A 14337-nucleotide genomic window follows, 5' to 3' on the forward strand; every position below is an offset into this window, starting at 1 on the left:
GTGGATACACTGGCCGATCGTGATCAGCGTGGAGAACGTCACGAAGTCCTACGCCGCCTCGACCAGACCGGCGCTGGACGGCGTGAGCATCGACGTCGACAAGGGTGAATTCCTCTTCTTGATCGGGCCGTCCGGCTCGGGCAAGTCGACATTGCTGCGGCTGTTGCTCAAGGAGGACGTGCCGACCTCGGGGGAGATCACGGTCGCCGACTTCCCCGTCAACCGGTTGCCCGCCCGCCGGGTACCGAAGCTGCGCCAGTCGGTGGGATGCGTCTTCCAGGACTTCCGGCTGTTGCAGAACAAGACGGTCGCGCAGAACGTCGCCTTCGCGCTCGAGGTGATCGGCAAGCCGTCCGCGGTGATCAAGCGGACCGTGCCGGAGACCCTCGAGATGGTCGGGCTCGCCGGCAAGGCCGATCGGCTGCCGGCCGAGCTGTCCGGTGGCGAGCAGCAGCGGGTGGCTATCGCGCGTGCCTTCGTCAACCGACCGCTGGTCCTGCTGGCCGACGAGCCGACCGGCAACCTCGATCCGGAGACCAGCAACGACATCATGCAGTTGCTCGAGCGCATCAACCGCACCGGAACGACCGTCCTGATGGCGACCCACGACCACCACATCGTCGACGCGATGCGCCGGCGCGTGGTCGAACTGCAGTCCGGAAAAGTCATCCGGGACGAGGCGAGAGGGGTCTACGGCGTCGGCAAGTAGCGACCCGACGACCACCGACCACCCCTCGGCCGACAGAGCCGATCGACGCCGGCCCAGCGGGCCACGGACGAAGTAGGTTTCATGCGTTTCAGTTTTCTTCTCGGTGAGGTCGTCACCGGGCTGCGGCGGAACATCACGATCACCCTGGCGATGATCCTGACCACCGCGATCGGCCTCGGCCTGTTCGGCAGCGGACTGCTCGTGGTGCAGATGGCCTCGAAGACCCAGCAGATCTTCCTCGACCGCGTCGAGGTACAGATCTTCCTGACCGACGACATCTCCGCCAACGACCCCGCCTGCTCCGGCGACATCTGCTCGACCCTGCGCTCCGATCTGGAGAACACCCCCGGCGTCTCCTCGGTGCAGTACCTCGACCGGCAGTCCGCGGTCGAGGACGCGACCAACCGGGTCTTCGCCGATCAGCCCGAGCTCGCCTCGCTGGTCAGCCCCGACAGCTTCCCCGCGTCGTTCAAGGTGCGGCTGTCGGACGTCAACCAGTTCGGGGTGATCGACGAGCAGTTCGCCGACCGGCCCGGCGTCGAGAGCGTGCTCAACCAGCACGAGCTGGTCGACCGGCTGTTCAGCGTGCTCAACGGTATCCGCAATGCCGCCTTCGCCGTCGCGATCGTCCAGGCGATCGCCGCGATCCTGTTGATCGCCAATATGGTCCAGATCGCCGCGTTCACCCGGCGGACCGAGGTGTCCATCATGCGGCTCGTCGGCGCCACCCGCTGGTATACCCAGCTGCCGTTCCTGCTCGAGACCGTCGTCGCGGCGCTGATCGGTGTCGTCCTGGCGATCGCGGGACTATTTGTCGCCAAGGCGGCGTTCATCGATGGACTGCTCGACGATCTGTACCAGGCGAATATCCTCGCCCGGATCACGACGACCGACATCCTGCTGGTGTCCCCGGCGCTGGTGGCGGTCGCGATCGCCCTCGCCGCCGCGACGTCCTATGTGACGCTGCGGCTCTACGTGCGCACCTGACCCGGCCGTCCGCGGGGGAGGGGGCGCCCGGTAAACCGGTTGAAACCGGACCGGCGTTCGTGGTCAAGTAGTCAGTCGCCGGAGCAACCGGCGCGAACGATATCGACGAGGGAAGGGGGTGACACGCATGGCGAAGGAAAAGGGTCGCAAGGTGATCGCCACCAATCGCAAGGCCCGCCACAACTACGCGATCATCGACACCTGGGAAGCCGGAGTGGCGTTGGTCGGGACCGAGGTCAAGAGTCTGCGGGACGGTCACGCGTCCCTGGTCGACGCGTTCGCGACGGTCGACGACGGCGAGGTCTGGCTGCGCAACCTGCACATTCCGGAGTACACCCAGGGGTCGTGGACCAACCACACACCTCGGCGGCACCGGAAGCTGCTGCTGCATCGCAAGGAGATCGAACACCTCGTCGGCAAGATCCACGACGGCAATATGACCCTCGTCCCGCTGTCGATGTACTTCTCCGACGGCAAGGTCAAGGTCGAACTGGCGTTGGCCCGCGGCAAGCAGGACTACGACAAGCGGCAGGATCTGGCGAAGCGGGATTCCGATCGGGAGATCGCCCGCGAGATGGGGCGGCGGTTCAAGGGCAACCGGGAACGCGCCCGGCGCTAGCATCGTCCGACGCGTTCGGCGAGGGTGCTCGCCGAAGCGGAGGATCGGGAATATACTGATGTGCCCGGTCGTTGGATCGGGAACAGAAAGACGTCGCTTTCGGGCGACGGAAAGGGGCTGAACGGTTTCGACTGTGGACGTTGAGACAGGGGAAGCGTGTCGGTGCAGGCAAGAGACCACCGTTAAGCGTCGTTGCAACCAATTAAGCGCCGATTCCAATCAGCGCGAGTACGCCCTCGCTGCCTAAGCCAGGTCGTCTCTGTCGGCCCGGGTTCGCCTTCGACCCGGTCCCCGGCATCAGCTAGAAGGCTTATCTTCTCCCACGGTCACGGTGGGAGCGGAAACAGCAAACAGTGACTGGGATCGTCATCCCGGCCTTGTCCGCGAGAGCCGAGAGATCCGAGTAGAGACCCAGCGGACTGCACACGGAGAAGCCCTGATGATTCGCCATAGGACCCGGGTTCAATTCCCGGCAGCTCCACCACCGAAGGGGTGGCCCACCACGGGCCACCCCTTCTTCGTGTCCTGATCCGATCGCTCTCGAGCCGGGTTATAGCACTCAGTGCTATAGTTCGGATATGTCGGATCGCGGGGATCTGCTGCGGCGGGTGATGCTCTCGACGGGCACCACTCAGTCCGAGCTGTCCCGGTTCAGTGGCGTTCACCAGCCGAGCATCAGCCAGTTCCTGTCCGGCAAGGTCGAGTTGAGCGATGAACAACTCGACCGGCTGCTGTCGTGTATGGGTCGACGATTGCAGGTGATTCGTCGCTCCGTGGAGCCCGACTTGAATCGATCCGAGAAGCGGTCCTGGCTGTTGCATCGAGGACTCTCCGGCCGGCTGACCCGCGAGTCGCTGCCCGAATGGATGTCCACGGTCGGCGGAAACCTCCGACGTCTTCACGGCGGAGTGACCGGCCAGCCGCACGAGCGGAATCTTCGCCGGTGGGAGGAGCTTCTGCACGACGGCGACATTCCGGGCCTGAAGAGGGTCATGACCGGTCTCGACCGCGACTCGATCGAGATGCGTGAGGTCTCGCCCCTCGGGGGACTGATGTCGTTGGGCCCGCCCGTGGCAGAACACGGTCGTCAGAGCGCCGGCGAGGACATATAGTCCTCGCCGTCCCGCTCCCGCACGTCTTGTGCACGTGACGCGCGATCAGATGACTCCCAAGGCCAGTACGGCATCGGCGACCTGGGTGAAGCCGGCGATGTTGGCGCCGGCGGCATAGTTGCCGGGGGAGCCGTACTCGTCGGCGGTCTCGAGGCAGCGGGTGTGGATACCGCGCATGATGTCGGCGAGACGCTCCTCGGTGTACTCGAACGACCAGCGGTCCCGCGACGCGTTCTGCTGCATCTCCAGGGCACTGGTGGAGACCCCGCCCGCGTTGGCGGCCTTGCCGGGCGCGAAGGTGACCCCGGCCTCGGTGAGCAGGCGGACGGCCTTCGGGGTGCAGGGCATATTGGCGCCCTCGGCGACGATCGTGGTGCCGTTGCGGATCAACTCGGCGGCGTCGGTGTCGTCCAACTCGTTCTGAGTGGCGCAGGGCAATGCGATATCGCAGGGCACCTCCCAGATCGACCGGCCCTCGACGAACCGGGCCGCGTCGGGGCGCAGGTCGGCGTACTCGGAGATCCGTCCACGCCGCACCTCCTTGACCTCACGCAGCAGGTCGAGGTCGACCCCCTTCTCGTCGACGATGTAGCCACTCGAATCCGAGCAGGCGATCACCGTGCCGCCGAGCTGGGCGACCTTCTCGATCGCGTAGGTGGCCACATTGCCCGAACCGGAGACGACGACGCGCTTGCCGTCGAACGACTCGTCGCGGGCGCGCAGGATCTCGTCGGTGAAGAAGACGACCCCGTAGCCGGTGGCCTCGGTGCGCACCAGCGACCCGCCCCAGGTGATGCCCTTGCCGGTCAGGACGCCGGATTCGTAGCGGTTGGTGATGCGCTTGTACTGGCCGAAGAGGTAGCCGATCTCGCGGCCGCCGACGCCGATATCGCCGGCCGGGACGTCGGTGTACTCGCCGATGTGGCGGTAAAGCTCGGTCATGAACGCCTGACAGAAGCGCATGATCTCACCGTCGGAGCGGCCCTTCGGGTCGAAGTCCGAACCGCCCTTCGCTCCGCCGATCGGCATGCCGGTCAGCGCGTTCTTGAAGATCTGCTCGAAACCGAGGAACTTCACGATGCCCAGATAGACGCTCGGATGGAAGCGCAGACCGCCCTTGAACGGGCCGAGGGCCGAGTTGAACTCGACGCGGAAGCCGCGGTTGATCTGCACATTGCCGCGGTCGTCGACCCAGGCGACCCGGAAGATGATCTGCCGCTCCGGCTCGCACAGCCGGCGGATCACGGCGCCGTCGGTATAGGCCGGATGCTTCGCCACCACCGGCCCGAGGCTCTCGAGGACTTCGTGAACGGCCTGATGGAACTCGGTCTCGCCGGGGTTGCGGCGCAGCACTTCGTCGTAGATCTCGCCGAGGTTCTCGTGCAGGCTCACCGGGCATCCTCCAGTCCGTCGCGTCACGGACACGTTTCCGTGACGTTTCTTGCGTATGACGCAAGATGTACCGCAAGGGTGCCCGATGGGGTATTCGTCCGTATGCGATCCGCTGCGAGGGATGCCGACATCACACCCGGATCGTGCGATCGCCTCGCGCCCCGCGACTGCCGGCGCACGTGTCGGACCGCCGCATCGCGGTAGCGTTGAGACTGCCGCTCCAGCCGGGTCGGCGACCGGCGGGGCGGACGTGGAGATCATGACCTGGACACCGATGTTCCCCCTGGGAGTGGTGTTGTTCCCCGGGGAGGCGATCGCGTTGCGCGTCTTCGAGGAGCGCTACCTCGCGATGCTCGAGCACTGCGCGAGCATGCCGTCGCCCTCGTTCGGTGTGGTCCTGATCGAACGCGGCAGTGAGGTCGGCGGCGGCGACGCCCGCAGCATGGTCGCCACCCTGGCACATATCGACAACACCTCACCGGGCATCGGCGGGGTGATGCTCGAATGCCGGGGAGCCGAGCGCCTCAAGATCCTCGAGTGGCTGCCCGACGATCCCTTCCCGCGCGCCCGCGTCGAGGTCTGGCCCGACGAGGACGCCGACCTCGCCGCGGCGCTGCCCGCCCGGCGCCGGCTAGGCGACTCCCTCGACACCCTGATCGCTCTGGCCGGCGAGGACCGGCGCCGGGTGAGCGGGCGGCGATCCGCCCCGCGTCTTCCCGACGAGCGGATCGACCCGGCCGGCTACCCGTTCGCGCTCGCCCGGGCGCTCGGACTGCCCGCCGCCGACCGGTACCGCATCCTCGCCGCCCCCGACCAGGTCACCCGCCGTGCCGTCCTGGCGGACGCGATCGACGACGCCGCGGCCGTGATCGAGTTCCGGGGTCGCGGGCGATAGTCGGCGCGGAAGCCGACGTCGAGAGGCGTCGATCACGGTCGCCGGTCGAGCCGGCGTTCCCGAAGCGCGCCGGACCCGCGGCACTAGGATGAGCGTGGAGGACAACGGCGTCGAATGAGGAGAGACACGTTATGGCACACGAGCGTGCGGGGCAGCCGGCGCAACCGCAGGACCTCGTAGATCTTCCCCATCTCGTCAGCGCGTACTACACGCTGCAGCCCGATCCGGACGATCCCGCCCAGCAGGTGGTCTTCGGTACGTCGGGGCATCGCGGATCGTCCCTCGACGGGGCGTTCAACGAGGCGCACATCATCGCGACGACGGCGGCTATCGTCGAATACCGTTCGCGCGCAGGCATCACCGGTCCGCTCTACCTCGGCCGCGATACCCACGCGCTGTCCGAGCCCGCGGAGACGACCGCGCTGGAGGTGCTGGTCGCCGCCGATGTGGACGTGCGCATCGACGCCGCCGGTCGCTATACCCCGACCCCCGCGGTCAGCCTGGCGATCCTGACGCACAACGCGAATCCGGATCTCCCGGCCGCCGACGGCATCGTGGTGACCCCCTCGCACAATCCGCCGCGCGACGGTGGTTTCAAGTACAACCCGCCGGACGGTGGCCCCGCGGGCAGCGACATCACCTCGGTGATCGCCGCCCGAGCGAACGAGATTCTGCGTCAGGGCGTTTCGACCGTTCCGCGCGTTTCGCTGAGCCCGCAGCGGCGGGCGAGCATCGCGACATTCGACTTCCTGTCCAACTACATCGATCAGCTCCCGTCGGTCCTCGACATCGACGCGATTCGCGACGCCGGGCTGCACATCGGCGCCGATCCGCTCGGTGGTGCCTCGGTCGATTACTGGCAGGCGATCGCCGACCGGCTGAAACTCGACCTGACCGTGGTCAACCCGTTGGTCGACGCGACCTGGCGGTTCATGACGCTCGACACCGACGGCAAGATCCGCATGGACTGTTCGTCGCCGAACGCGATGGCGTCCCTGGTGGGCAAGCGCGCCGACTACGACCTGTCGACCGGCAACGACGCCGACGCCGACCGGCACGGGATCGTCACCCCCGACGGCGGGTTGATGAACCCGAACCACTTCCTGTCGGTGGCGATCGACTACCTGTACAGCAGCCGCTCCGGCTGGCCGGCGTCCGCGAAGGTCGGCAAGACGGTGGTCAGCTCGTCGATGATCGACCGGGTGGTGGGCTCCCTGGGCCGCGAGCTCTACGAGGTGCCGGTCGGCTTCAAGTGGTTCGTCCCCGGATTGGTCTCCGGCGAACTCGGATTCGGCGGCGAGGAGAGCGCCGGGGCGTCGTTCCTGCGCAAGGACGGCCGGGTGTGGACCACCGACAAGGACGGCATCCTGCTCGCCCTGCTGGCCTCCGAGATCCTGGCGGTCACCGGTACCAGCCCGTCGAAGCGCTACGGGGAGTTGACCGAGAAGTTCGGCAATCCCGCCTACGCCCGCAGTGACGCCCCCGCCGACCGCGAACAGAAGGCGATCCTGGGCAAGCTGAGCCCCGAGCAGGTCACCGCCACCGAGTTGGCCGGCGACCCGATCACCGCGAAGCTGACCGCTGCGCCCGGCAACGGCGCCCCGATCGGCGGCCTGAAGGTGTGCACGGCGGACTCCTGGTTCGCCGCCCGCCCGTCGGGTACCGAGGACGTGTACAAGATCTACGCCGAATCGTTCAAGGGCCCCGAGCACCTCGCCGAGGTGCAGCAGGCGGCCCGAGAGGTGGTCGGTCGAGTCCTCGGTGGCTGATCGGACGTCGCGGCGGCCCGCTTCGGCGGCGCCGCCGCTGCCGCGCGAGATCCTCGTTCTCATCGCGGCGGCATTCGTCATCGCACTCGGCTACGGATTGGTCGCGCCGATCCTGCCGCAGTTCGCGCTGCAGTTCGACGTCGGCGTCACCGCGGCGGCGGCGATCGTCAGCATCTTCGCCGGGGCGCGGCTGATCTTCGCCCCGGCGGCCGGGCGCGCGGTCAACCTACTGGGGGAGCGGCGCGTCTACATCGCCGGTCTGCTGATCGTCGCGCTGTTCACCGGCGCCTGCGCCCTGGCGCAGACGTACTGGCAGCTGATGACGTTCCGGGCGATCGCCGGGATCGGGTCGACGATGTTCACCGTCTCCTCGCTGAGCCTGGTGGTCGCCCGCAGCCCGGTCGCGGCGCGCGGCCGGGTGACCGGGCTCTACGCGACGAGCTTCCTGGCCGGGTCGATCAGCGGGCCGCTGCTCGGCAGCGCGCTGTCCGGGCTCGGTCTGCGGGCGCCGTTCGTGATCTACGCCGTCGCCCTGGTGATCTCGTCGCTGATCGTGGCGATCGCCCTTCGCAGCGAACCCGCACCGGGAACGGCCGCGGTCACCGATGATCCGGCGCGGCCGGAGGTCCCGGCGTGGCGACTGCCGGCGTTCCGTGCGGCGGTGGTGACCAACTTCGCCAACGGCGCGGCCCTCTTCGGGGTGCGGATGGCCCTGATCCCGCTCTTCGCGGTCGAGGCCCTCGGCCGCGGTGCGGGGGTCTCCGGCCTGGCGCTGACCGCGTTCGCGATCGGCAATGTCCTGGTGATGATCCCGGCCGGACGGCTGTCGGATGTCCGGGGCCGCAAACCGTTCGTGATCGCGGGTCTGGTGGTCAGCGGCCTGGCCACCGCAGGACTCGGCTTCTCGCCGAACGTCACCGTCTTCCTGGTGCTGTGTGTCCTCGGAGGCGTGGGCAGCGGCCTGTTCGCCTCACCGCAGCAGGCGGCCGTCGGCGACCTGCTCGGTGGGCGTGGACGCCGCGGCGGCGCCCTCGCCGGCTACCAGATGTCGATGGACGTCGGGACGGTGATCGGGCCGCTGCTCGCCGGGTGGCTGGTCGCCGGATTCGGCTACGGCGTCGGGTTCGCGATCACCGGGGCCATCCTGCTGCTGTCGGTCCTGCCGTGGTTGGTGGCGCCCGAGACCCTGCCGCGCCCGCCCGCGGAGGCAGAAGACGAAGCGGTCGCCGATCCGTCGGCGCACTCCCCGGGATAGGGCGGACCGGCCGGGACCCGGGCGCGTTGACCAGCCGTTTTGTCGATTCGGATCGGGGTAGTGTAGTTTCAACAACGCGTTCGAAGACGCCCACACGGGCGGTTTCGAAAGCTCCGGGGCTATGGCGCAGCTGGTAGCGCACCACACTGGCAGTGTGGGGGTCAGGGGTTCGAATCCCCTTAGCTCCACAGACTAGAAACCCGTTCCGACCTGCGTCGGAACGGGTTTCGTCGTTGGTGGGGTCGTTGCCTACTCCCGCCGGATTGCCTAACTATTGCCTACCGCCCAGGAGAACACGGCGGCGGCCTTGAGCCGGTCGTCGCTCCCGCGCCCGTAAACCGCCGTCTCATGCGCTCGCTGTGGCCGTGCCACGTCGGCACGACGTCGGCGGGTATGCCCGCCGCCCGCGTACGCGAGACCGACGAGTGCCGAAGGTTGCGCACGTGATCGGAGGGAGGTTAGCCGCCTTGCGCCGCTCGGTGAACAACCGCGTGTAATCGCGGACCGGGAGCTGTGACCCGTCGATCCGAGCGAGAATGAGATCGCCCCTCGGCGAGCGGCCGGCCGACGGCCATGCGCTCGCGGAGGTGCGAGGTGCGCATTGCCTTGACCATCGCGAGTTCGCGCGGCGGGATCGGCAGGTCACGCACGCTGCGCGCTTTCTTCGGGTCGTCGACGACATTGTGACCGTTGACGTCGACCCGAGCCTGACGGATACGCAGTTCGCCCGCGTCGAGGTCGAGATCCGACCAGCGCAGCCCGCCGACTTCCTCGCGACGCAGCCCGAGCAGTGCCAGTGCGAAGCACCCCGCGAGGCGTTGGTCGGCCACCGAGTCGAGAAACGCCGTCATCTGCTCGGGTGTCCAGATCTCCCCCTCGGCCACAATGACCTTCTAAGCGGGCGCATCGCGGTTGGCGGTCGGGTCGTAGTTCACCCACCGCATACGCACCGCGTGCGCCATGACGGCCTTGACGGTGACGATCGTCCGGTGCTTGGTCGAGGCCGCGAGCGGCTGGCCGGGCTTGGGCGTGCCGTCGGCGATGGCCGTCGGCTTGGTCGTCAGGTTGAGCGACCAGTCGATATGTACCTCGGGAGTCAACTTCTGCATCGCCACCGACCCGAACGCGCGCCGGGCGTATGCCAAACTCTCGCGATCAGCGCGGATCGTGTTGTCGCGCGTGCCGTCGTCGGCGGCGCGGACCCTGAGCCGATGGTCGGCGACGTCGTCAAAGGTGCGTTCGGACCTGGCCGCCCACGTGCGCGAATCCCACTGTTTCCGTTGCTCGGTGATCCACTCGCGAGCTGCGCCCTTTGTCGTGAACGTGCGGTGGGGCCGAACCTGCTTGCCGGTTACCGGGTCGGTGCCGAGGGATCGGCCGGGCTCGTCAACGCCGGTCGCCGAGCTTGGTCAAACCGTAGTCGGATCTCGGGCGGCGTTTGCGTGTGGCGTCGGCGCTCATCGGTGCGTGTCCTTCTATCGAGGTTGTGGGCGTTTGGCAGGTAGTCAGCGTCGAGGAACCCCTCGGCCTTGGCCTTGGCGAGTAGTCGGTCGGCGGTCCGCGTCGACACCATGAGTTCGTCGGCGACGGGTCTGGCGAACGGGCAGGCCGAGGGAAAGCGCCCGGTCGGCGATCCGCGCGGCGGCCCATACTCGCGGGTTGGCATCTTCGGGTCGGGTGTGGGTTTCGGCCTGGTCGCTTTTGTAGGCGAATCGTCCGCCGAGTCGCGCGATCCGTTGCGCGGCGGAGTACGCGAGGCGGCGGGCCGGGATCTCACGCAACGCCGACGGGTCGACGGCTGTTCTCGCGTCGGCGATGACCGACAATTCGGTGAGCTGTGGCTCGCGGCCGGTGGTCGTATGCGTACGACGTAGGTGCGCGGGTGTCCGTGAAGGCGGATCGCGACGCGTTCGTCGGGTGCTGGTGCTCGAAACGAGCTGTGGCGCTTGGCTTGCTGGGGGTCAGCATAGTCACCGAAGTGACGTCGCCCCGGTTTCGCCGCGCTCTGCTCATGTTGGCGACTCTAGATTGTCAACATTCGCCATGCGGGCCGCAACGCTAGAGACATGACCGACAGCACCGCCGCCCCGACGCTTGAAGATCTGCGCGAGGGACCGCCCACCGTGAGCATCGAGCGCGCCGCCTGAATCCCCGGTGTCTCCCGCGTATACGGCTACCGGCTCGAGCAGGCGGGACATATACCGGCAATCAGCCTCGGCGCGCGACGTCTGCGAGTTCCGGCGGCGGCGCTGTACAGGCTGCTGACCGAGGGCGAAACCGCCACCTCGGCGTAACAGACCAACTAGCGGATCGGCGGGCGATCGATGGGGCCGGGGTCTGGCTTCGGGCCGCTCGGCTCCATAGATCCCAATTATCAAGCGAGGGTATGACTGTGAGTACCAATAAAAGCGGACCCGAGGTGGACAAAGGGCGGCCGCGACCAACACGAGGGCGGAGTCGTTGTCGATTCTGCCGCGCTCACGAGCGATTTGAGAGTCCATTTCCGGCCGATCCGCCTACCGCACGCGCAACGGCAGAGCGTGAGACGGCGACCGAGACACGCCTCAAGCGTTGGGCCGGTTGCCGTTTCGCCGTCGCAGATCTGCCGACGTCGTCGCAACTGTGGGCGCGCAAGCTCGCCGACGCTGTCGAGCGATAGAACACCGTAGCACTCGGGAGCAAGCCGCCGACCCTGTTCGTCGCAGGTCGTAAGTGGTACGTGGTCCGCGCAGCTCACCACGTATGCCGAAGCCGTTGCCGCCGATCTCGCGGCGTGGCTCGGCCGGGCGGTTCGCCCCGGCTACACCCGAGGCCGCATGTCCGCGTCCGAGCGCCTGGTCGAGGCAGTGCGCGGCGTCGATCGTGAGAGATCCGCGATCGAGCGCAAGCTCGCGCGAACGATTGAAACAACCCGGCTGGCGACGCTCTTGGGCATGTCGGCCGCAGACGAGCTGCGCACGTTGGGGATCGAGGCGTGAGCGTTGAGTACCTGCACATCTGCTCTGGCTGTGGGACATCGAAGATCCGGTATCGCGGCACCGTTGCCGGCTTCACCTGCGATAAGAGCAGTTCGGCGCGGATCGGCCTCAACATGCCGCCGACGCGCCAGCAGCGCAAGGCCACTCACTACCTCGAGGGACATAGGCGATGACCACACAGTTGACCGAGCACAGCTCGCGGTCGCGGTCCATGAGGCGGCTGACGCGGTTGTCGGTAGGGTCTGCGGGCTCAGCGTGGAGCGGCCGTGATCCACGAGCGGTACCGGCGTGGCAACGTCGGACGCTGTCAGTTTGGACGTGCGCCGCTTGGGAAGCCTGGCGAGGTCGACCTCGCGGGCACGGTCGCTGAGCTGCGGTTCTAGCGCGGACCCCGGTTCAGTTCGTTCGTGGTGATCGACCGCCCCGGCGTTCACCGCGACGACCGCCGCTCCCCCTGGTCGCGTCAGGCGCTCCGGGAGCCCTCGACCGGACGCGTCGCCCCATCGGCACGACGTGGGAACCGGCTCGTGCATTGGTCGTTCAGTTGTACGGGTACCGCGAGATCATTGGGGTCGACGTCGACGTCGACGCCGCGCTCAAGCTGAGCGAGTACGGCGACGAGACGGTGACGCGGCTCGGCGCGATCCGCGTGGGAACCTGGCCCGCCGCCCGGCCGATCGCGCCCCGCGGGCGGCGAGCTGTGGCGGTTGCATCAGCGCTGAGCCCAAACACGAACTGACTCCGTCGAATCACTTCGACGGGGCCTGTTTGCGTGGGCGTGTCGGGCTACTGAGCTAGCATTTGCGCATGACACCGCAGAGCGATGCCGCTGGCCGCCGCGTTTACAAGGTGCGAGAGGTTTTCGTCCCGGGTGGACGCCCCACGGTGACCTACATCCCACGTGGCGACAATCGCCTTGAAGCCAAAATCGAGGACTACCTCGACACTCGTCACAAGATTCTCAGCGTGTCCGGTCCGACCAAAACTGGGAAGACGGTCCTCCTGAAAAGTCAGATACCAGACGACCTTGAGCCGATCTGGCTGTCCGGTGGTGCGATTTCGAGCATTGATGAGTTCTGGTCAAATCTGGCGGACGAGCTTGATGTGCCGACCGAGACGGCACTCGATGGCGGGTTGAGCGCAACTGACACCAGCGACAAGAGCGGCGAACTCAACGTGACAGTAGCCAAGGGTGCGGTTGCATCGAGCGACAGCGTTACACGTGACCGTCGGATTTCGAAGCGAACTGTAATTACACCGAAGCGCGGGAGCCGCAATGCCCTCAAAGAAGACCTCGAACGTGTGATCGTAATCGATGACTTCCATTACATTCCTTCCGACGTCCAGCTGGACATTATCCGAGGACTGAAGGATCTGGTCTTCGACGGCATCGGTCTTGTCGTCGCGGCAGTGCCTCATCGGGCGTATGACGTGATGAAAGTCGAGAAAGAGATGACGGGTCGCGTCGCGCAACTCGAAGTCGGGTTCTGGGATGACACTGACTTGGAGCAGATCGCAGTTCGTGGTTTTCGAGCGCTGAACGTATCGGTTGGCGACTCAGTAATTCGCAGATTTCGCGCTGAAGCATTCAGAAGTCCGCACCTCATGCAGGACTTTTGCCGCCAGCTCTGCCGGATGAACTCGATCTCGGTGTCGCGTGATGAGTTGCAGTCCATCGAGGAACCCAACTGGGACGCCTTTTTCTCGCAGCTGGCACCAGGGACATCGAAGGCGACATTTGATCGGCTCGCCCGTGGACCCCGTGAACGATCCGATAGGAAGACCAGAGTATTGCGGTCGGGTGCGGCCACAGACATTTACGGCGTAGTCCTTAGCGCAATCGCCCACACTGGTCCACTGACTGAAATCACCTACGAACAGCTTCGGGCTGCCATCCGAGCGATCTTAGCCGCGTCCGATGATCCGCCGCAGAAGCATGAGGTCACACGCGTCCTCGACCAAATGACTCGAATCGCCCGCGAGGACATCGAAGGTGAACCGGTGGTTGAGTATGACAATGCTCTCGCAACTCTGTACATCTCCGATCCCTATTTCGCATACTGGCTGCGATGGGGTGCGAAGCCTGCTGACAACGCAGATTAAGGGCGCGGCGAACGCGTGTTCGGGGCTGCTGGGCGATTGCCTAAGACACTGAGACGCCCGTTGCGACGCGGCAGGCACATGAGGACGTATGAGGTTCCCCTGAAAAAGTGGACACGTCTAGCTTGATTGCCGACTTGCGTGTGAGCTGATCTCGAACCTGATGGGCGAGATCATTCCCAGCGAACTGTGCCTCCTGTCATGATTGTAGAAGCGGACGTAATTGTCAAGTCCCGCAGTAAGACTCGCGTAGCTGACGAAAGCGTGGCGCTTGTAGTACTCGTGCTTGACCGTCGACCACAGCGACTCCGAACCGGCGTTGTCCCAGCAGATACCGGTCGCGCCCATCGAGCGCCGTAAACCATGCCGGCCACATGCTCCGGCGATGTCGTGGCTGGTGTACTGGCCGCCTCTATCACTGTGCAAGATGGTGCCGGCCACCGACCCGCCCCGAGTGAACACCGCAGCATCCACGGCGGCCTCGACAAGCTCGGTACGCATGTGATCGGCAAGCGACCATG

The 14337-nt window shown here is 66.5% G+C and carries 15 protein-coding genes, 1 tRNA gene and 1 other RNA gene; 13 read left to right on the forward strand and 4 right to left on the reverse strand.

All coding sequences use genetic code 11. From position 1 onward, the window contains the following. The first annotated feature begins 19 nt into the window (after positions 1–19). The 5 genes from ftsE (at position 20) to MB1_RS23895 (ending at position 3427) form a co-directional block, all read left to right on the forward strand. The gene (ftsE, locus tag MB1_RS23875; protein WP_066913438.1) at positions 20–709 is read left to right on the forward strand and encodes a cell division ATP-binding protein FtsE; all 690 of its coding nucleotides are present in this window, start codon (positions 20–22) and stop codon (positions 707–709) included. 81 nt (positions 710–790) lie between these two features. Beyond that, positions 791–1696 carry a permease-like cell division protein FtsX gene (gene ftsX, locus MB1_RS23880; RefSeq protein ID WP_066913440.1) on the forward strand — a complete coding sequence of 302 codons (906 nt, stop codon included), beginning with the start codon at positions 791–793 and terminating at the stop codon, positions 1694–1696. 127 nt (positions 1697–1823) lie between these two features. Next, positions 1824–2315, forward strand: a complete 492-nt coding sequence (smpB, locus tag MB1_RS23885) for an SsrA-binding protein SmpB (protein ID WP_066913442.1) — start codon at positions 1824–1826, stop codon at positions 2313–2315. A 113-nt stretch (positions 2316–2428) separates the two neighbouring features. After that, positions 2429–2799: a transfer-messenger RNA gene (gene ssrA, locus MB1_RS23890) on the forward strand. A gap of 94 nt (positions 2800–2893) precedes the next feature. Beyond that, a complete protein-coding gene (locus MB1_RS23895) occupies positions 2894–3427 on the forward strand; it encodes a helix-turn-helix domain-containing protein (RefSeq protein WP_218000311.1) in 534 nt (177 codons plus the stop codon). Between the two features lie 45 nt (positions 3428–3472). On the opposite strand, the gene gdhA is transcribed toward MB1_RS23895, so the two are convergent. Continuing rightward, on the reverse strand, positions 3473–5080 hold the full coding sequence (gdhA, locus tag MB1_RS23900; protein ID WP_439646973.1) for an NADP-specific glutamate dehydrogenase: 1608 nt from the start codon (positions 5078–5080) through the stop codon (positions 3473–3475). On the opposite strand from gdhA, the gene MB1_RS23905 reads away from it, so the two are divergent. The 4 genes from MB1_RS23905 (at position 5079) to MB1_RS23920 (ending at position 8926) form a co-directional block, all read left to right on the forward strand. Further along, positions 5079–5714 (forward strand): LON peptidase substrate-binding domain-containing protein, encoded by a 636-nt coding sequence (locus MB1_RS23905; RefSeq protein ID WP_084352596.1) that lies wholly within the window; start codon positions 5079–5081, stop codon positions 5712–5714. The genes gdhA and MB1_RS23905 overlap by 2 nt on opposite strands. A gap of 131 nt (positions 5715–5845) precedes the next feature. Beyond that, on the forward strand, positions 5846–7483 hold the full coding sequence (gene pgm, locus MB1_RS23910) for a phosphoglucomutase (alpha-D-glucose-1,6-bisphosphate-dependent) (protein WP_066913448.1): 1638 nt from the start codon (positions 5846–5848) through the stop codon (positions 7481–7483). Further along, positions 7476–8738: an MFS transporter gene (locus tag MB1_RS23915; protein ID WP_066913450.1), complete on the forward strand. Its 1263-nt coding sequence runs from the start codon at positions 7476–7478 to the stop codon at positions 8736–8738. Before pgm ends, MB1_RS23915 begins: the two co-directional genes overlap by 8 nt. A 115-nt stretch (positions 8739–8853) precedes the next feature. Continuing rightward, positions 8854–8926 (forward strand) — tRNA-Ala (locus MB1_RS23920). Between the two features lie 270 nt (positions 8927–9196). On the opposite strand, the gene MB1_RS26710 is transcribed toward MB1_RS23920, so the two are convergent. Further along, complete coding sequence (locus tag MB1_RS26710; protein ID WP_245650345.1) at positions 9197–9622, reverse strand: site-specific integrase; 426 nt, start codon at positions 9620–9622, stop codon at positions 9197–9199. A gap of 9 nt (positions 9623–9631) precedes the next feature. After that, positions 9632–9847, reverse strand: coding sequence for a hypothetical protein (locus MB1_RS26715; protein ID WP_245650346.1), 216 nt, complete (start codon positions 9845–9847; stop codon positions 9632–9634). Positions 9848–11554: 1707 nt separating this feature from the next. On the opposite strand from MB1_RS26715, the gene MB1_RS25865 reads away from it, so the two are divergent. The 4 genes from MB1_RS25865 to MB1_RS25875 all read left to right on the forward strand — a co-directional run bounded on the left by MB1_RS25865 (position 11555) and on the right by MB1_RS25875 (position 13819). After that, positions 11555–11716: a hypothetical protein gene (locus MB1_RS25865; protein ID WP_157084358.1), complete on the forward strand. Its 162-nt coding sequence runs from the start codon at positions 11555–11557 to the stop codon at positions 11714–11716. After that, a complete protein-coding gene (locus MB1_RS25870) occupies positions 11713–11889 on the forward strand; it encodes a hypothetical protein (RefSeq protein WP_157084360.1) in 177 nt (58 codons plus the stop codon). The genes MB1_RS25865 and MB1_RS25870 overlap by 4 nt, the downstream gene beginning before the upstream one ends. Before the next feature lie 359 nt (positions 11890–12248). Beyond that, entirely contained in the window at positions 12249–12455 is a 207-nt protein-coding gene (locus MB1_RS23935; RefSeq protein WP_066913454.1) for a hypothetical protein, read from the forward strand. Between the two features lie 68 nt (positions 12456–12523). Then, positions 12524–13819: a hypothetical protein gene (locus tag MB1_RS25875; RefSeq protein WP_157084362.1), complete on the forward strand. Its 1296-nt coding sequence runs from the start codon at positions 12524–12526 to the stop codon at positions 13817–13819. Positions 13820–13936: 117 nt separating this feature from the next. Here the strand turns inward: MB1_RS25875 and MB1_RS23945 are convergent. After that, positions 13937–14337, reverse strand: a 401-nt coding sequence (locus tag MB1_RS23945) for an integrase core domain-containing protein (protein WP_157084364.1), incomplete at its 5' end; no start/stop codon positions are given.

Origin of the sequence: Millisia brevis NBRC 105863, assembly GCF_001552615.1 — a bacterium.
GTDB classification, from domain to species: Bacteria; Actinomycetota; Actinomycetes; order Mycobacteriales; family Mycobacteriaceae; genus Millisia; species Millisia brevis.

What these genes read in the sequence shown, in the direction of transcription:
- ftsX (WP_066913440.1), top strand. Translation starts at nt 791, where the DNA reads ATGCGTTTCAGTTTTCTTCTCGGTGAGGTCGTCACCGGGCTGCGGCGG.
- smpB (WP_066913442.1), top strand. Translation starts at nt 1,824, where the DNA reads ATGGCGAAGGAAAAGGGTCGCAAGGTGATCGCCACCAATCGCAAGGCC.
- MB1_RS23895 (WP_218000311.1), top strand. Translation starts at nt 2,894, where the DNA reads ATGTCGGATCGCGGGGATCTGCTGCGGCGGGTGATGCTCTCGACGGGC.
- MB1_RS23905 (WP_084352596.1), top strand. Translation starts at nt 5,079, where the DNA reads ATGACCTGGACACCGATGTTCCCCCTGGGAGTGGTGTTGTTCCCCGGG.
- gdhA (WP_439646973.1), bottom strand. Translation starts at nt 5,080, where the DNA reads ATGATCTCCACGTCCGCCCCGCCGGTCGCCGACCCGGCTGGAGCGGCA.
- pgm (WP_066913448.1), top strand. Translation starts at nt 5,846, where the DNA reads ATGGCACACGAGCGTGCGGGGCAGCCGGCGCAACCGCAGGACCTCGTA.
- MB1_RS26715 (WP_245650346.1), bottom strand. Translation starts at nt 9,847, where the DNA reads ATGCAGAAGTTGACTCCCGAGGTACATATCGACTGGTCGCTCAACCTG.
- MB1_RS25865 (WP_157084358.1), top strand. Translation starts at nt 11,555, where the DNA reads ATGTCCGCGTCCGAGCGCCTGGTCGAGGCAGTGCGCGGCGTCGATCGT.
- MB1_RS25875 (WP_157084362.1), top strand. Translation starts at nt 12,524, where the DNA reads ATGACACCGCAGAGCGATGCCGCTGGCCGCCGCGTTTACAAGGTGCGA.